The sequence below is a fragment of the Xylanibacter sp. genome (assembly GCF_057607445.1).
Map to the genome: position 1 here is coordinate 97,446 of NZ_DBLZAX010000013.1, position 16,710 is coordinate 114,155.

General features: G+C 42.4%; 12 protein-coding genes. 8 read left to right on the forward strand and 4 right to left on the reverse strand.

The features are described from left to right. Positions 1–126: 126 nt before the first annotated feature. The gene (queC, locus tag ACZMIG_RS10870; RefSeq protein WP_053398489.1) at positions 127–795 is read right to left on the reverse strand and encodes a 7-cyano-7-deazaguanine synthase QueC; all 669 of its coding nucleotides are present in this window, start codon (positions 793–795) and stop codon (positions 127–129) included. Positions 796–1,272: 477 nt separating this feature from the next. On the opposite strand from queC, the gene ACZMIG_RS10875 reads away from it, so the two are divergent. The 3 genes from ACZMIG_RS10875 (at position 1,273) to ACZMIG_RS10885 (ending at position 5,452) form a co-directional block, all read left to right on the forward strand. Beyond that, on the forward strand, positions 1,273–1,410 hold the full coding sequence (locus ACZMIG_RS10875) for a hypothetical protein (protein ID WP_370799854.1): 138 nt from the start codon (positions 1,273–1,275) through the stop codon (positions 1,408–1,410). Positions 1,411–1,471: 61 nt separating this feature from the next. Further along, positions 1,472–3,523, forward strand: a complete 2,052-nt coding sequence (locus ACZMIG_RS10880) for a fimbrillin family protein (RefSeq protein ID WP_487889542.1) — start codon at positions 1,472–1,474, stop codon at positions 3,521–3,523. Positions 3,524–4,204: 681 nt separating this feature from the next. Continuing rightward, positions 4,205–5,452: a phosphoglycerate kinase gene (locus ACZMIG_RS10885; protein WP_021853612.1), complete on the forward strand. Its 1,248-nt coding sequence runs from the start codon at positions 4,205–4,207 to the stop codon at positions 5,450–5,452. An 852-nt stretch (positions 5,453–6,304) separates the two neighbouring features. Here the strand turns inward: ACZMIG_RS10885 and scpA are convergent. Together scpA and mutA are read right to left on the reverse strand one after the other, a co-directional pair. Then, on the reverse strand, positions 6,305–8,452 hold the full coding sequence (scpA, locus tag ACZMIG_RS10890; RefSeq protein ID WP_021853611.1) for a methylmalonyl-CoA mutase: 2,148 nt from the start codon (positions 8,450–8,452) through the stop codon (positions 6,305–6,307). Next, entirely contained in the window at positions 8,449–10,305 is a 1,857-nt protein-coding gene (gene mutA, locus ACZMIG_RS10895; protein ID WP_418874673.1) for a methylmalonyl-CoA mutase small subunit, read from the reverse strand. Before mutA ends, scpA begins: the two co-directional genes overlap by 4 nt. A 359-nt stretch (positions 10,306–10,664) precedes the next feature. On the opposite strand from mutA, the gene ACZMIG_RS10900 reads away from it, so the two are divergent. The 5 genes from ACZMIG_RS10900 (at position 10,665) to ACZMIG_RS10920 (ending at position 15,716) form a co-directional block, all read left to right on the forward strand. Then, on the forward strand, positions 10,665–12,353 hold the full coding sequence (locus tag ACZMIG_RS10900) for a putative transporter (protein WP_487889543.1): 1,689 nt from the start codon (positions 10,665–10,667) through the stop codon (positions 12,351–12,353). A 23-nt stretch (positions 12,354–12,376) separates the two neighbouring features. Continuing rightward, the gene (locus ACZMIG_RS10905) at positions 12,377–13,342 is read left to right on the forward strand and encodes an OadG family protein (protein ID WP_021853608.1); all 966 of its coding nucleotides are present in this window, start codon (positions 12,377–12,379) and stop codon (positions 13,340–13,342) included. A 49-nt stretch (positions 13,343–13,391) separates the two neighbouring features. After that, complete coding sequence (locus tag ACZMIG_RS10910) at positions 13,392–13,844, forward strand: biotin/lipoyl-containing protein (RefSeq protein ID WP_287601966.1); 453 nt, start codon at positions 13,392–13,394, stop codon at positions 13,842–13,844. A gap of 10 nt (positions 13,845–13,854) precedes the next feature. Further along, positions 13,855–15,012 (forward strand): sodium ion-translocating decarboxylase subunit beta, encoded by a 1,158-nt coding sequence (locus ACZMIG_RS10915; protein ID WP_021853606.1) that lies wholly within the window; start codon positions 13,855–13,857, stop codon positions 15,010–15,012. 104 nt (positions 15,013–15,116) lie between these two features. Next, positions 15,117–15,716, forward strand: a complete 600-nt coding sequence (locus tag ACZMIG_RS10920; RefSeq protein WP_418874118.1) for a response regulator transcription factor — start codon at positions 15,117–15,119, stop codon at positions 15,714–15,716. 511 nt (positions 15,717–16,227) lie between these two features. Here ACZMIG_RS10920 and ACZMIG_RS10925 read toward each other — a convergent pair. Continuing rightward, entirely contained in the window at positions 16,228–16,575 is a 348-nt protein-coding gene (locus ACZMIG_RS10925) for a hypothetical protein (protein WP_487889544.1), read from the reverse strand. Positions 16,576–16,710 lie beyond the last annotated feature (135 nt).

Genomic DNA, 16,710 nt, shown 5'->3' on the forward strand with positions numbered 1-16,710 from the left:
CAACCTGTTTTTTTTATATCTGCAAAAATTAATATCCAAAGTGCAAATCCAGACACTCCTATCTGGCAAAGCCAACATGATTTATACGAACCTACAGCCTGTATAAACCTATTATAATAAGTAAAATCAATAATACTGATGCCAACCTTCATATATAGTAGGATCATCTATCCCGGCATCACGCAAGGCTTCTTTACGTTCAACACAGGTGCCGCACTTGCCACAATGCTTCTCTCCGCCCTTATAGCAGCTCCATGTCTCTGCATAGTTTATGCCTAAAGCCTTTCCCCTGCGCGCAATATCCGTCTTGGTTATATCGGTATATGGAGCCATGACCTCAATGCCCGGATAAGTTCCAAGTCTTGTGGCGTCGCTCATCGCCTTGATAAAGTCAGCACGGCAGTCAGGATAAATGGCATGGTCGCCTCCATGATTTGCAATCAACACATATTTAAGTCCGTTGCTCTCCGCTATACCGGCAGCAATAGAAAGCATAATGCCGTTTCGGAATGGCACCACCGTAGACTTCATGTTTTCTGCCTCATAATGGCCTTCGGGTATAGCCTCCGCTCCCTCAAGCAACGAACTTTTAAAATACTTGCCCATGAAATCCAGGTCAATAACAATGTGCTTTATTCCTAATCTTTCACAATGCAACTTTGCAAATGCAATTTCACGCTTATTATGGTTGCTGCCATAATCGAAAGAAATACCCAAAGCTATCCGCTCCCTCATTTCATACAGCAGCGTAACGCTGTCCATTCCACCGCTCACGATAATAATAGAATCTTTCATATCGTCTATATTTTTTATATAATAATCATCAAAATAAGCACAAGACACACAACGTGCCAACTAAACACGCAGGCAAACCAACGTAAACTACGTTCTTGCGTTTTTCTATTTATGGCGTAAAATTAATAATAAAAAACGTAAATCTGATATATTTCAGCTATAAATTTACACATAAAGTTAATTCTGTTTATACACTACTATTACTATGCATTGCCACTATCATACACTAAAAGCCGTTTCCGTAAGCATGTCAAGTCTACTTGTTAAAAAGTTTCATCAAATTTACAAAAAATAACACTAAATATAGCAGACATAGCAAAAAACCTCATACCTTTGTTTTACTGCAGACGAATAACATCATATTATTAAAACCGCAATAAGATTTACGATTAAAAAGCAAAACGCACAAAGTCATTACAATATACAATATGATTTTACCAGAATAAGCCTATAACAATAATTTAAAATTATAAAATTATGAAAACTAAAGAAGAAAATTACGAATCACCATCATGCAAAACCATCGAAATTGAAGCAGAACAGATTATCTGTGGAAGCGGATACGGTGAAACGGCCACACACGAAGGCTTTGAAGAAGAAGAATATGAATGGTAAGTATATTTCAGACAAAAAATTAAAGACAGAAACTTAGACAAAAATGACAAACAACACTAATATGATCAGCATTCTGTGTTTTGCAGCAATGCTGACTGCATTTGTATCGTGTACCGAAGACGAAAAGGACGACACACAATCCGGCAAAAAAGTTTTTACAAGTTTTGTTGCGGGCTCAGGCAGCATAACCCGCACTCAGCTCACTGAAGGCAACAGCGTTGAATGGGAAACTGGTGATGAAATTTCATTATTCGACCCGTCTGACAACAACCGCTTCAGCACATCACAAAGCGGACCATCTGTTACGTTTACCGGTATAGCAGACGAAACGAGTTCAACGTATTACGCTCTGTATCCTTATGATGCGAAGGCTACAATTTCAGGCACAACAATAACTACATCGCTTAATGCCACTCAGACATCAAAAGCAGGAAGTTTTGCCAAGGGCCTTAATCCGTCAGTAGCAACAGCCACCAACAGGGAACTGGTATTCAAGAACACATGCGCCGTGGTGAAGTTCACACTGAACAGCGGCAACAATGTGGTGAAAAAGGCTGTGTTCAGAGGCAATGGCGGAGAACCCTTAGCCGGCACCATTGTAATAGATGCAGCATCAAACGATCCTTCGGCTTCAGTACAGGCAGAGGGAGCAGCTTCAGAAGTGACGCTTACGGGCGACTTCATTTCAGGCAGTACATACTATCTCGTTGTAGCTCCGGGCACGCTAAGCAACGGACTGACTCTGACATTACATGACGAAAACGGCAATGGCTACATGCGTTCAGGCAAGAAAGAAACAAATCTTACTGCCGGACACATACTTGATTTAGGTACGATAAATGCCGAAACATTTGCTTCATACTCTAAAACGGACGGCACATACCACATATTCAACGCCGCCGGTCTGGAGGAATGGGCAAAACAAGAAGACTGCCTTACAAGCAACGTTGTCATAGAAAACAACATTGACATGTCCGGTATAAGCTGGACACCAGTCGGCACAAATATGCAAAACGGATATTCAGGCGACTTCAACGGGAACAACAAAACTATCAACGGATTAAGCATAAAGAGCGAAGCCTCAAACATAGGGTTCTTCAGCGGACTGGGCTCCAATGCCAAAGTGCATGACATCAAATTTACAAATGCATCGGTAGAAGGAAACCTATCTTCATCGTATGCCGGCGTTGTTGCAGGTGCAAGCTTCGGCATAATCAACAATTGCGACATAAACAAGGCTACGGTAACAGGATATTGTGCGGGGGCGATAACGGGCAACAACAGCGTGCAGGTTAACAACTGCGACGTATCAGACGCAACCGTCAGTGCAAATAACATCGCCGGAGGCATTGCCGCTTTAAGTTACGGTAAAATTGAATACTGCACAGTATCTGGCAGTTCTACAATTACAGCTGGCGGCACCAGCTCACGCGCAGGAGGCATCGTAGGCTCAACATCGCAAGAAAGTGGAGTTGAGACAAGCGGCAGACTTTTGAAATGTGCCGTAGACGGCGCAACCATATCAGGCGTATTGGCCGGAGGCATTGCCGGAGAAAACAGTTTCGGAATTGTAGCCCAATGCGTGGCAAACCGTTTAAATATAACATCAAGCACATCAAAAGAAAGTGTGCGTCTTGGCGGCATTGTTGGCTATAACACACGTGGAGATGTCGTAGCCAGCTACTCCGCCTACTCAACCATTGGAGACGCATATTTACAGGCAGAGGCCATGGGAGGAATTGTCGGTTATAACTACAACGAATCAGCCTATGTTTATGGTTGCTATTCAACCCATGTGGGATTTTACGGCAGTGTCAGCGGCGACGAATCAGGCATAGGATCTATCGCAGGATATACAAGCGGACATGTCACATCTTGCTATGCAGTGCTGCCTGACGGCATTACATCCATAAAGCTTGTCGGCAAATCTAAATCATATGACCCAGACCATTGCGTTGAAGCCGGAGGTAACAATTACGAAACACTAATCAATAGCGTAGATGACCTTAAGGCAGCTGACGGCTCCACATGGAAAGCTGAAAACATATGGGAACTGACAGCAGGAACAACTCCTGCAATTGAATCAGAATATATAGGAGAAAGCGCCAACTAAGCGTTGTCGTAAAACTGTAAACAGAAGAACATCCCCACCAAAAATCTTGTTCATAAAGAGGTGATGGGGATGTTTTTTATCCCAAATCTGTCACTAGGATTCGGTCTGTATTTTTGCTTTATATTGAGCGGATTTTCATTATATTTTTCGCAGGCACAGTGGACTATGTCTAGAAAATATGACAAAAAGACGCCAATAGAAACAAAAAGACAGGCTGAAAGCATCAATGCACAAAATTGATAAAGTAATATGCGGTCTAATTTCCGATTTAGGTTTATGCCTTCAGACAAAGCTTTCTAATCAGGAACTATCAGACATGGCTGCAAATTACACAGCTTGCTGAAAGATGGAACGCTCATAATTGCCTTTGAAATTCCAGCATTCAGCATAACGGCATGTACGCATTAAGACCGCTGCACACCCAAAATTCAAAGGTGCAGAAATACTATATCACATAGGAATAAGAAAAATCAGCAGACAGTTAACACCAGAGGTTTGCAATAACGACAAAGAAATATTTAATGCCCGATTGCTAAGCAGAGGTTACATTCAGATTAACATCATGTCAAAAATTTTAAAATAATCATTTACACTTAATTGTATATCAATTAAAATTGCTAACTTTGCGTGCAAAATAAAAACTGACAGTTTATAACTTATATAAAATAAATAGAAACTAATATGAAAATCGATCAATTCAATTTTGCCGGTAAGAAGGCTATTGTCCGTGTTGACTTCAATGTGCCATTGGATGAAAATGGTAACGTTACAGACGACACACGTATCCGTGGTGCCCTGCCTACACTGAAGAAAATTCTTGCAGACGGTGGTAGCGTTATTATGATGAGCCACATGGGCAAGCCAAAAGGTAAGGTTAACCCTAAAATGTCACTCAGCCAGATTGTTAAGAACGTTTCTGAGCACCTGGGCGTTGAAGTGAAATTTGCCCCTGACTGCGCAAATGCAAGTGCTGAAGCTTCTGCCCTGAAACCAGGAGAGGCACTTCTGCTCGAGAATCTGCGTTTCTATCCTGAAGAAGAGGGAAAACCCGTAGGAATAGACAAAGAAGACCCTGCATACGATGCTGCAAAGAAAGAAATGAAAGAGCGTCAGAAAGAATTTGCAAAGAAACTTGCTTCTTACGCTGACTGCTACGTAATGGACGCATTCGGTACAGCTCACCGCAAGCACGCATCAACAGCTGTTATCGACGAATACTTTGACGGCGACCACAAGATGCTGGGATATTTGATGGAAAAAGAAGTTAACGCCGTTGACAATGTTCTCAGCAACATCAAGCGTCCGTTCACTGCCATCATGGGTGGTTCTAAGGTATCTACAAAGATTGGTATCATCGAGAACCTGCTCGGAAAAGTTGACAACCTGATTCTGTGCGGTGGTATGACATATACATTCGCAAAGGCTCAGGGCGGTAAGATTGGTAACTCTATCTGCGAGAACGACAAGCTGGACGTTGCTCTTGATGTTATCAAGAAGGCAAAAGAGAACAACGTTAACTTGGTTCTGGGTACAGACTGCGTTGCTGCTGACGACTTCTCTAACGATGCAAACACACAGGTTTGCATGTCTGACAACATTCCCGAAGGCTGGGAAGGCATGGACGCAGGTCCTGAGACACGCAAGGCATTTGCTGATGCAATCAAAGACGCCAAGACAATTCTGTGGAACGGTCCTGCCGGTGTATTTGAGTTTGAGAAATTCACTGACGGTTCAAGAGCAATTGCTGAGGCTATAGCAGAAGCTACATCTAAGGGAGCATTCTCTCTCATCGGCGGTGGCGACTCTGTTGCATGTATCAACAAGTTCGGTATGGCAGACAAAGTGTCATACATCTCTACCGGTGGTGGTGCTCTGCTCGAAGCTATCGAAGGAAAAGTTCTTCCCGGTGTTGCTGCTATCAACGAATAATATATTCTTAAACAGCATTAACAAAGGCGTCTGTAATTACTACAGATGCCTTTGTTTATATCTGCAAAGCACGTTTCTTAGCGCCTATACATAAAATTGTTGCTTGGAAAAATATGCGTATCAAATATAAAGTATTGACAACCAATAACAGTTACAAGTTTAACAGAAGTCAACTTTAATCAGGGAAAGGACTCTTTGAAGTCAACCAAATTTGGGAAAAGACAATGCAATAACTGTAAAAAGTTTTTAAGAAACTCATCACTCGTCACATCATAGCATAATCGCCTGTGATCCAAACATTTGCGATGTGACGAGTTAAGACTTCAACTCATCACACATGGCTTGCATGGTATTTGCGTGATGAGTTCAAAACGCAACTTATCACGCTGTAATACTTTGACATACAATATGTTAAGCGTAAATGTGACGAGTGACGAGTTTCTTAAAAACTTTATTTAGCATTATATGCCATAGATATCTATGGCATCCGCAAAAGGTGTGCTTTTGTGATGTAAAAAGCCGTATTTTATCGTGTAAAAGCATACATTCTGTAATTCGATTTGTCACGTTTCACAATACGAAAAACATTATATTCATACAACGATAAACACAAATTGTAATTAGGCTGCATATAGTTTCATCTGTTTGGGGCATCTATACTTTCTGTCGACTATTTGTTTTCTATTGCCGCTTTTCTTAGTCACAGTCTAATATAGTTGCAAAGAATTAAAAATGCGATCAATATAAAACAGAAATACGGGCTGGACCATAATGCCCGATTGGGGGCAAATAAAAATGGAGCCGTAAAAAAATCTACGGCTCCACGTTTATATAATACTGCAATCAATAAACTTATTCTTTATCGAGCAAGATGTTCATCATCTCACATGCAGCTTTGGCAACAGAAGTACCAGGACCAAAGATTGCAGCAACGCCTGCCTTATAGAGGAAGTCGTAATCCTGTGCAGGAATAACACCTCCGGCAATTACCATGATATCCTCACGTCCAAGTTTCTTCAGCTCCTCAATAAGCTGCGGAATGAGAGTCTTGTGTCCTGCAGCAAGAGAACTTGCACCTACGATATGAACGTCGTTCTCTACAGCCTCACGAGCAGCCTCGGCCGGGGTCTGGAACAACGGACCCATGTCGACGTCGAAACCACAGTCAGCATATCCTGTTGCAACAACTTTAGCACCACGGTCGTGACCATCCTGTCCCATCTTAGCAATAAAGATACGTGGACGGCGACCTTCCTTCTTTGCAAACTCTTCTGTCAACTCACATGCCTTAGCAAAGTCTGAGTCGTTCTTACTTTCTGATGAATACACGCCTGAAATTGTTCTAATAACTGCTTTATAACGGCCAACGATTTCCTCGCAGGCATCACTTATCTCACCGAGAGTTGCTCTTGCCTTGGCACACTCAACAGCCTTTTCAAGAAGGTTACCCTCGCCAGTGCGGACACATTCTGTAAGAGCAGCAAGTGTCTGCTTAACTTTCTCGTTGTCACGGTTTGCGCGCAACTGAGCAAGTCCTTCTTCCTGCTCCTGACGAACAGCAGAGTTGTCAACCTCAAGAATATCAATAGGATCCTCGTGCTCAAGACGATACTTGTTTGTGCCGACAATGGTCTGTGCGCCGCTGTCGATACGGGCCTGAGTGCGGGCTGCAGCCTCTTCAATACGCATCTTAGGCACACCGGTTTCAATAGCCTTAGCCATACCGCCGAGTTTCTCGATTTCCTGAATATGCTCCCATGCCTTATGAGCAAGCTCATTTGTAAGGCTCTCAACATAATATGAACCAGCCCAAGGATCGATATGCTTGCAGATCTTTGTCTCGTTCTGGATATAGATCTGAGTATTACGTGCGATACGTGCAGAGAAGTCAGTAGGCAGTGCAATAGCCTCATCAAGAGCGTTGGTGTGCAAGCTCTGTGTATGGCCCAAAGCAGCTGTCATAGCCTCGATACATGTACGGCCTACGTTGTTGAACGGATCCTGCTCTGTGAGCGACCAACCTGATGTCTGAGAGTGGGTACGCAACATAAGAGACTTAGGATTCTTCGGGTTGAACTGCTTGATAACCTTAGCCCAAAGCATACGTGCGGCACGCATCTTGGCAACTTCCATGAAGTGGTTCATTGAGATACCCCAGAAGAAAGACAGACGCGGAGCAAAAGCATCGATATCGATACCTGCATTGACACCGGCACGAACATACTCAAGACCGTCGGCAATTGTGTAAGCCAACTCGATATCAGCTGTAGCACCGGCTTCCTGCATGTGATAACCAGAAATAGATATTGAGTTGAACTTAGGCATCAGCTTTGACGTATAGCCAAAGATATCGCTGATGATTCTCATTGAGAATGCAGGCGGATAGATATATGTGTTGCGCACCATGAACTCTTTCAGAATATCGTTCTGAATTGTTCCGGCCATTTCTTCAAGCTTAGCGCCCTGCTCCAGTCCGGCAACGATATAGAATGCCATAACAGGAAGAACGGCACCGTTCATTGTCATTGAAACAGACATCTTGTTCAAAGGAATTCCGTTGAACAAAACCTTCATATTTTCAACAGAACAGATAGACACACCTGCCTTACCTACGTCACCTACTACACGTGCGTTGTCTGGGTCGTAACCACGGTGGGTAGGAAGGTCGAACGCAACAGACAAACCTTTCTGTCCACTGGCCAGGTTGCGGCGATAGAATGCGTTACTCTCCTCTGCAGTTGAGAAACCGGCATACTGACGGATAGTCCACGGGCGGAAAGGATACATCATGCTGTACGGACCACGCAGGAAAGGAGGAAGTCCGGCTGTATAGTCGAGGTGCTCCATGCCCTCAAGATCTTCTTTTGTATATACGGGCTTAACCTCTATGTGTTCAGGAGTTTTCCAATTAGGAGTTATCCCGTTGGCTTTCTGCCATTCGTTTCCATCAACAGGATTTATTCCTGAAAATATATCGATGTCTTTAAAATTCTTTCTCATTTTATACCCAATTTAGCGTTATACTCTTTCAATGTTTCAAGAACGTTGCAACGTACGTGTATGAAGTTCTCTATGCCGGCAGCCTTAAGGTCTTCCATGCAAGCAGGAGCACCGGCAACAACAAACATGGCTCTGCCGTCAAGATACTTGTATGCAGGAATTGCATATTCTGCATACTCGTCATCGCTTGAGCACAGAACAACAATGTCTGCACCGGCTTTCAATGCGGCATCAACACCTTCTTCGACTGTGCTGAATCCAAGGTTGTCAACAACCTTATAACCGGCACATGCCAAGAAGTTACAACTAAACTGAGCACGAGCCTGACGCATGGCAAGATTACCGATAGTAAGCATAAATGCAACAGGCACTTTCTCACTGTTTTCAACCTTTATACGAAGGTCTTCATAATCAGCAGCCAGACGTGAAGAGTTGATAGACTTAAATGCAGCCTCATGTTCATCTCCACAAGAGCAACAACATGTCAGAGCACGCTTGCCTTCAGACTTTTCTGTAAAGTTCGGGAACTGGTTTGTACCAAGGATAAATTCCTTACGCTTTGCAGCAGCCTCATGGCGCTTGGCGTTGGTAGCATTTATATCGTCCTGAATCATGCCCTTCTTTGCAGCTTCAAGGAAGCCGCCGTTATCTTCTACGTTCAAGAAGATCTTCCATCCTTCGTTAGCAAGAGATGTTGTAAGTTCCTCGATAAAGTAGCTTCCTGCACCCGGGTCAACAACCTTGTCAAAGTGGCTTTCCTCTTTAAGCAACAGCTGCTGGTTACGTGCTATACGCTCTGAGAACTCATTAGGAGTTTCATATACAGCGTCGAACGGAGTTACGACAATAGAATGAACGCCAGCCAATGCAGCACTCATTGTCTCAGTCTGAGAACGGAGCAGGTTAACATAGCTGTCGAACAATGTCATATTGTATTTTGAAGTAACGGCATTAACGCACATCTTGCATGACTCATCGCTCTTCGGCTCATACTGCTTAACGATTTCAGCCCACAGCATACGTGCAGCGCGGAACTTGGCAATCTCCATAAAGAAGTTTTCAGAAATGCCCATGTTGAACTTTATCTTACTTGCTGCGAGGTCAACATCAACACCAGCCTCAACGAGCTTGTTAAGATAATCATTTCCCCATGCCAAAGCATATCCTAATTCCTGAACGATATAAGAACCGGCATTATTCAAAGAAACAGCATTAACTGCAATGCAACGGAAATTAGGATAAGCGACCAAAGCCTTTACAAGTTCAGGAGCTATGTCCAAGATAGGAGTAACGTCCTTTCCCTTCATAACCACCTTCTCCATAGGATCCCAGTCAAGAGAGCCTACAATCTTAGCCTTATCATAGCCTTTCTGCTCAAAATACTCTGTAAGGATCTGAGCCAAAGCCAATGTATGACGTTTGCATGTGCAGAAGTTCAGTTCAACGGCATCACATACGATACCATCCAGCAGAGTCTCTACAAAATCCTTATTTACATTATCTCCGGAAATCTTGAATCCCAGAGAGTCAATACCCTTGTTGAGCAAGCTTAAGGCTTTCTCATTAGCAGTCTTGGCGTCATCTACCTTAATATTCTGGCGCACATACCATTCGTTGTCATTCTTTTTGTTACCGCGAACAAAAGGAAATTCTCCTGGTAAAGATTCTGGTGTCTTCAACTTTTCAACATCCTCTCTTAAATAAAAAGGCTGCACGTTGAAACCCTCGTTCGTACGCCATACAAGGCGTTTATCAAAATCGGCACCTTTCAGATCGACCTGAATCTTATCAAGCCATTCTTGCTTGGAAGGCGCAACAAACTCAGTAAAGAGCTTTTCTTTGCAGTTTGACATAAGTGTAATATTATATAAGTTGTTTTATGTTTTTATATATATCAGCTTCGTTAACACGGCAAAGGACACGATGCGTGAGACAGGGCATTATAAATGCGGCTAAGGCTCACACGCATTCTAACCGTCAAATATAGAACACACAACGACCAAAATGACAAAATGAAATCATCACACTTGGAAATCACGTAATTCTATTTTGCAAAGATAGTATTTTTTCAAACAAACGACAAAAAAAGAACAGAAATTAATTTATAACCGTGAAAAATACAAAAACGGGAAAATTAGGCATAAAATAATTGCACAAAAATTATTAAATGAGTAATATTTTATCTACTTTTGCAAAATCGTAAAAACATGTTATGGATTGGCTGATTAATTTATTTACTACTACAGATTCAGTGGCACACATAGTGCTGCTCTATGCGATTGTGATTGCCGTGGGAGTATACCTTGGGAAAATAAAAATCGGAGGTATTTCCATCGGAGTGACATTTGTACTCTTTGCAGGTATTGCCGCAGGACATATTGGCTTTACCGCACCAACAAACATTCTATCATTTCTCCAAGAGTTCGGACTGATACTCTTTGTGTTCATGATCGGACTTCAGGTCGGTCCTGGTTTTCTGGAGAGCTTCAGAAAAGACGGAATAACCCTAAACCTCCTGTCAACCGTAATGGTTGTTCTGAACGTTATTGTGATGTTTGCATGTTATTACATCTTCTTTGACACATCAGACCCTAAGAACTTACCGATGATGGTGGGTACTCTTTATGGTGCAGTAACAAACACCCCGGGTCTTGGAGCTGCCAATGAGACGCTCTACTCTATCTTCGACAAAGGCGAAGTGCCACAGATAGCCTCTGGTTATGCCTGTGCATATCCATTAGGTGTACTGGGCATTATCGGAGCAACAATTGCCATAAAATACATATTCGGTATAAAGTTGGAAAAGGAGGAGGAAGAGTTGGCCAAAGAAGAAGAGGACAATGATGACGTAAAGCCTCATTTTATGGATCTTGAGGTAACCAATCTATACCTTGAAGGAAAGACATTGGCTCAGGTCCACAACTTCCTTAACCGCGACTTCGTATGTTCACGCATATTGCATGACGGACACGTAAGCATACCTAACGGTAGCACCATCTTCCATATTGGCGACAAACTGTTTGTTGTTTGCGCTGAAAATGACGCAGAAGCTATCATTGCATTTATCGGTCCGACAATAAATGTCGACTGGAAAAAGCAGGATGAGCCTATGGTCAGCAAGAGAATCCTTGTTACCCGCTCTTCAATAAACGGAAAGACTCTCGGACAGATGCATTTCTCAAGTGCCTATGGAGTAAATGTCACTCGTGTCACACGTCAGGGTATGGACTTGTTTGCCATCCCTAGCCTGTCATTACAGGTTGGCGACCGCATAATGGTTGTAGGACCAGAAGACGCTGTAAATAGAGTGGCTGCCGTTATGGGAAACTCTATCAAGCGTCTCGATGCTCCTAACATCGCAACAATATTTGTCGGAGTATTTATCGGTATTCTTTTCGGAAGCATACCTGTGGCCATTTCTGGTATTCCTGTACCTATAAAATTAGGTATAGCCGGAGGACCGCTTATCATAGCCATCCTTATCGGACGCTACGGCTACAAAGTGCATCTTGTAACGTACACTACGACAAGTGCCAATATGATGCTGCGAGAAATAGGATTGATGCTATTCTTGGCAAGTGTCGGAATCAAGGCCGGTGACGGATTCCTTGAGACTGTGATACAAGGAGACGGAGTTAAATATGTATACACAGGTTTCTTGATAACCATTATACCTATTCTTATTATAGGCATCATTGCAAGAAAGAAATATAAATTTAATTATTTCACAATAATGGGTATGATTGCAGGAACATACACCGACCCACCTGCACTTGCTTATGCTAACTCTATATGTTCGAAGGAAGCGCCATCAATAGGATATTCTACAGTTTATCCGCTGAGCATGTTCCTTAGAATATTCACTGCACAAATCATTGTGCTGTTCTTCTGCGGAATATAATTACTTAATTTTAATACTCTAATATGAAAAAGTTTGGTTTACTGCTTTGTACCATGTTTGCCGGCATTCTGACGATGTATGGCCAAGGAGCCAAAAACATTAAGATAAATGAAGTGCTGACAAACAACACAGCTAACCTTCAAGACGAATTCGGAAACAGAAGGGCCTGGATTGAATTGGCCAATACTTCTTTTTCCACTTATGACGTACGCGGTATGTACATCACAACAGACCGCAGAGTTCTTAACAAAGGACTTTCTGTTCCGCAACGCATCAAGATGATGAGTTGTATTCCTAACGGAGACAACCGCACATCAATGTCTGCGCGCGAACATTTGCTGTTCTTCTTCAACAGCAATCCTTCTCACGGTACACTACATTTGTCAGCCCAGATCAGCAAGGACAAGCCTACTTGGATTGCGCTCTATGACGGAAATGCCGTCGACATTATCGACTCAGTAACAGTTCCGCCATTGGCTGCCAACCAGTCTTATGCACGAATTAAAGACGGTGCCGACCAATGGGCTGTTAAAACGTCTGACTGCGTAACACCCGGAATTGAAAATTACATCCACGCAAATGAGACAAAGATTGCCAAACTGAAAAGAGAAGACCCACACGGATTTGGTATAACTGTTCTGTCAATGGGCATTGTGTTCTCTTGTCTCGCACTGCTGTATGTGTTCTTCAGAATATTAGGTCTGTTTATGGCACATAAACAAGCCATTAAGAAAGCCGGCAAGATTCAGCCTATCAAGGCCGCTGTGAAAACAGGTGAAAAGATTGCCGAAACCGGACATAAGACTAAGGTTATCCTTAAAGACGGTTTGCAGACTGGAGGTATCGACAAAGAAATTTATATCGCCGTCATCGCCATGGCACTGAAACAATACGAAGATGACGTACACGATATAGAAAGCAACGTGATAACGATCAAACCTCACCATACATATTGGAACATTCATCCTGAAGAACCAATAATACCTTAATAGGAAAAACAACAATAATATTTACTAACACCTTTAACAAAATAAAGAAATGAACAAATATCAATATAAAGTACAAGGCGTTGACTATGACGTTGAGATCGTGGATGTAGAAGGCAACATTGCCAAAGTTAATGTAAACGGCATTTCATTCGAAGTGGAGATGAAACGTCCTATTAATCCGGCAACAAAGCCTCATAAGCCTAAGGTTGCTGCTCCGGTAGCTCCTGCTGCTCAGCCTGTTGCTGCTCCGGTAGCCGACAAGCCCAAGGCTGAAGCTCCAGCTGGTGCAGGAATGAAGGTTACTGCTCCGCTGCCAGGAACGATCACAGACATCAAAGTTAAAGTTGGCGATACTGTGAAAGACGGTGACACTGTAATAATACTCGAAGCTATGAAGATGCAAAACAATATCGAAGCTGAATGCAGCGGTACTGTTACATCTGTTTTAGTAAACAAGGGTGACACCGTAATGGAAGGTGATGCTTTAATAACAATCGGATAATTTAACTACCATGGGATTTATAGATTTTATTCAAAGCAATTTTTATGATTTCATTACCTATACGGGATTCGCAAATGCCGAAGTGGGTAACATCATCATGATTGCTGCCGGCATATTCTTCATATGGCTGGCCATTAAAAAAGACTTCGAACCATTGCTGCTTGTTCCAATCGGCCTTGGCATCATCCTCGGAAACATTCCGTTCAAGGCTGAAGCCGGACTTGAAATAGGACTTTACGAAGACAATTCTGTACTTAACATATTCTATCAGGGTGTACGTCAAGGATGGTATCCTCCTTTGGTATTCCTTGGCATTGGTGCAATGACAGACTTCTCTGCACTGATCAGCAACCCTAAGCTTATCCTTATCGGAGCAGCAGCTCAGTTTGGTATCTTCGGAGCTTATATGCTTGCACTTGCATTCGGATTTGAGCCCAATCAGGCTGCAGGTATCGCCATCATCGGTGGTGCCGACGGTCCTACGGCTATCTTCCTGTCATCCAAGCTGAGTCCGAACCTCATGGGAGCCATTGCAGTATGTGCTTACTCATACATGGCACTGGTACCGGTTATCCAGCCTCCTTTGATGCGTCTGCTCACAACAAAGAAGGAGCGTGTAATCCACATGAAGCCGGCACGCCACGTAAGCCAGACAGAGCGTATTATGTTCCCTATTATCGGTCTGTTGCTTACCACATTCATCGTTCCGTCAGGTCTGCCGCTGCTCGGTATGCTGTTCTTCGGTAACCTTCTGAAAGAATCAGGCAAGACAACACGTCTGGCAAAAACTGCAGGCAGTTCACTGAACGATATCGTCGTAATATTGCTTGGCCTTACTGTAGGATGCTCAACTCAGGCAAGCGAGTTCCTCACAATGAACACAATATTCATCTTCGTTCTGGGTGCATTCTCTTTCATCGTGGCATCTACATCAGGAGTACTCTTCGTGAAACTGATGAACCTGTTCTTGCCCAAGAGCAAGAAGATAAACCCGCTTATCGGTAATGCCGGCGTCAGCGCCGTACCTATGAGTGCGCGTATATCAAACAACCTGGGACTCGAATACGACCGCCACAACTTCCTTCTGATGCACGCTATGGGTCCGAACGTAGCAGGAGTTATCGGTTCAGCCGTTGCTGCCGGTGCTCTTCTCGGATTCTTGTCATAAGGATTCAATAAAATTAAATCAAAGGTATAAATTAAAATGTAGGGACAAACTGATGTTTTTGTCCCTACATTTGTTTTCAACAGATAACATAACACACATCACATATGTACAGCAAATTTCCTCAGATATCCATAATCGACAACAATACGCTTGCAGCCATTGGGCTGAAAAGCATTCTACAGAATATTATTCCCATGATGTCTGTCGAAATATTCAATTCAACCCAGGATTTGCTGAACGCACAACCGGATAAATACTATCATTATTTTGCCTCAGCTAACATCATTCTTGAAGATAAAGACTTTTACTTAAGTAATATAAAGAAAACAATCATGCTGACTAGTTCGTCAGCTGATATTAACCAACAGCTTACAGCCTTTCATTGTCTATATACAGACAAGAAAGAAAACGAGCTAATCAAATCTCTTTTATGGCTCGAACAGATGGCCCATTCTGAAGGACGCCATCTGCCAAAGACCAATGCCGTGAGGCACGCCAAAATTCTTTCTGACAGAGAAATTGAAGTGATGTCCCTTATTGTCAAAGGGCTTATAAATAAAGAGATTGCCGACAAACTTAACATCGGCCTGTCTACAGTTGTAACACACCGTCACAATATCATGGAAAAGCTCCAAGTGAAAAGTGTGTCGGCACTTACCATCTATGCTGTAATGAACGGTTACGTAAATATTAGGGACATCTGACGTCAAACTACGATGCACAGCTCCCACTCCCCTAACAATAGTCAAGAGGATTATACACAAAGTCTGTAACAAAAAACGATTTTATCCAAAATAACAAATTGCCCACAGGATTAACGATTCAGCATTCAGCCAAGAAAATCGTATATTCCATAACGACCTTATATTTTAGTTTATACACGCAAAGAGTCGCTTTACACGAAAGATTTATGCGGCAGCATAACATAATCACATTTTTTGATATCATCTTAAAGATATAAAGACTGCATTTTATCGTTAGTAAGCAATAACCACCTGTCAAAATACCAAAAGAAAAACAGCAGCAGCCTGTATTAATTAATACAAAACTGCTGCGCTTTCATATATATATAAAAGTTTTGTGCCGATTGAGAGAAAATCTCAATTTAACCCGTCCGTGCAATAATCAACAAACCTTAATTCGAGAGAGATTTAGACTCTTAGTTTAAAATGTAAACATAGGTATTACACGGACATATATTTTATAAAGTATAATTTATTCTATAACAAGAGTACATGTATAAATATACTCACCATCATTCATCAAAAGCTCATAAGTGCCTTTAAGGTCTGAAGGAAGGCTTGTATTGTATGCACCTCCGGCAATATAGTCAGTAAAGACAACACCGCTTTCATCAGAAAGTTCAAGCGACATTTCTGTAAACTGTTCATACAGATAAAGCGTATTGCCGTCAATACTTATAGTCAACGGTGCCATAGGAGCACGCGGCACCTGATTGCCCACACTACTCTCATCAACTTTTGTTGATGTCAGATGTAGCTGATTACCTATATAATGAATCTCATCTAAACCTGCGGCACTAGCCTTAACGGTAAATAACAAAAACAATATGCTAAATACCAAACATGCTTTAATTACGGCTCACCCGATAAATAGTGGGGAAAGAAAAAAAATCTTATCTTTGCATCATGGAAAATTCAATGTTAGAGTCTTTGGTAAGCTTCATGCTGCCATCCA

Bases quoted from the DNA above. Each gene is read 5' to 3' on its own strand.
- queC (WP_053398489.1), bottom strand. From the start codon at position 795: ATGAAAGATTCTATTATTATCGTGAGCGGTGGAATGGACAGCGTTACG.
- ACZMIG_RS10875 (WP_370799854.1), top strand. From the start codon at position 1,273: ATGAAAACTAAAGAAGAAAATTACGAATCACCATCATGCAAAACCATC.
- ACZMIG_RS10880 (WP_487889542.1), top strand. From the start codon at position 1,472: ATGATCAGCATTCTGTGTTTTGCAGCAATGCTGACTGCATTTGTATCG.
- ACZMIG_RS10885 (WP_021853612.1), top strand. From the start codon at position 4,205: ATGAAAATCGATCAATTCAATTTTGCCGGTAAGAAGGCTATTGTCCGT.
- scpA (WP_021853611.1), bottom strand. From the start codon at position 8,452: ATGAGAAAGAATTTTAAAGACATCGATATATTTTCAGGAATAAATCCT.
- mutA (WP_418874673.1), bottom strand. From the start codon at position 10,305: ATGTCAAACTGCAAAGAAAAGCTCTTTACTGAGTTTGTTGCGCCTTCC.
- ACZMIG_RS10900 (WP_487889543.1), top strand. From the start codon at position 10,665: ATGGATTGGCTGATTAATTTATTTACTACTACAGATTCAGTGGCACAC.
- ACZMIG_RS10905 (WP_021853608.1), top strand. From the start codon at position 12,377: ATGAAAAAGTTTGGTTTACTGCTTTGTACCATGTTTGCCGGCATTCTG.
- ACZMIG_RS10910 (WP_287601966.1), top strand. From the start codon at position 13,392: ATGAACAAATATCAATATAAAGTACAAGGCGTTGACTATGACGTTGAG.
- ACZMIG_RS10915 (WP_021853606.1), top strand. From the start codon at position 13,855: ATGGGATTTATAGATTTTATTCAAAGCAATTTTTATGATTTCATTACC.
- ACZMIG_RS10920 (WP_418874118.1), top strand. From the start codon at position 15,117: ATGTACAGCAAATTTCCTCAGATATCCATAATCGACAACAATACGCTT.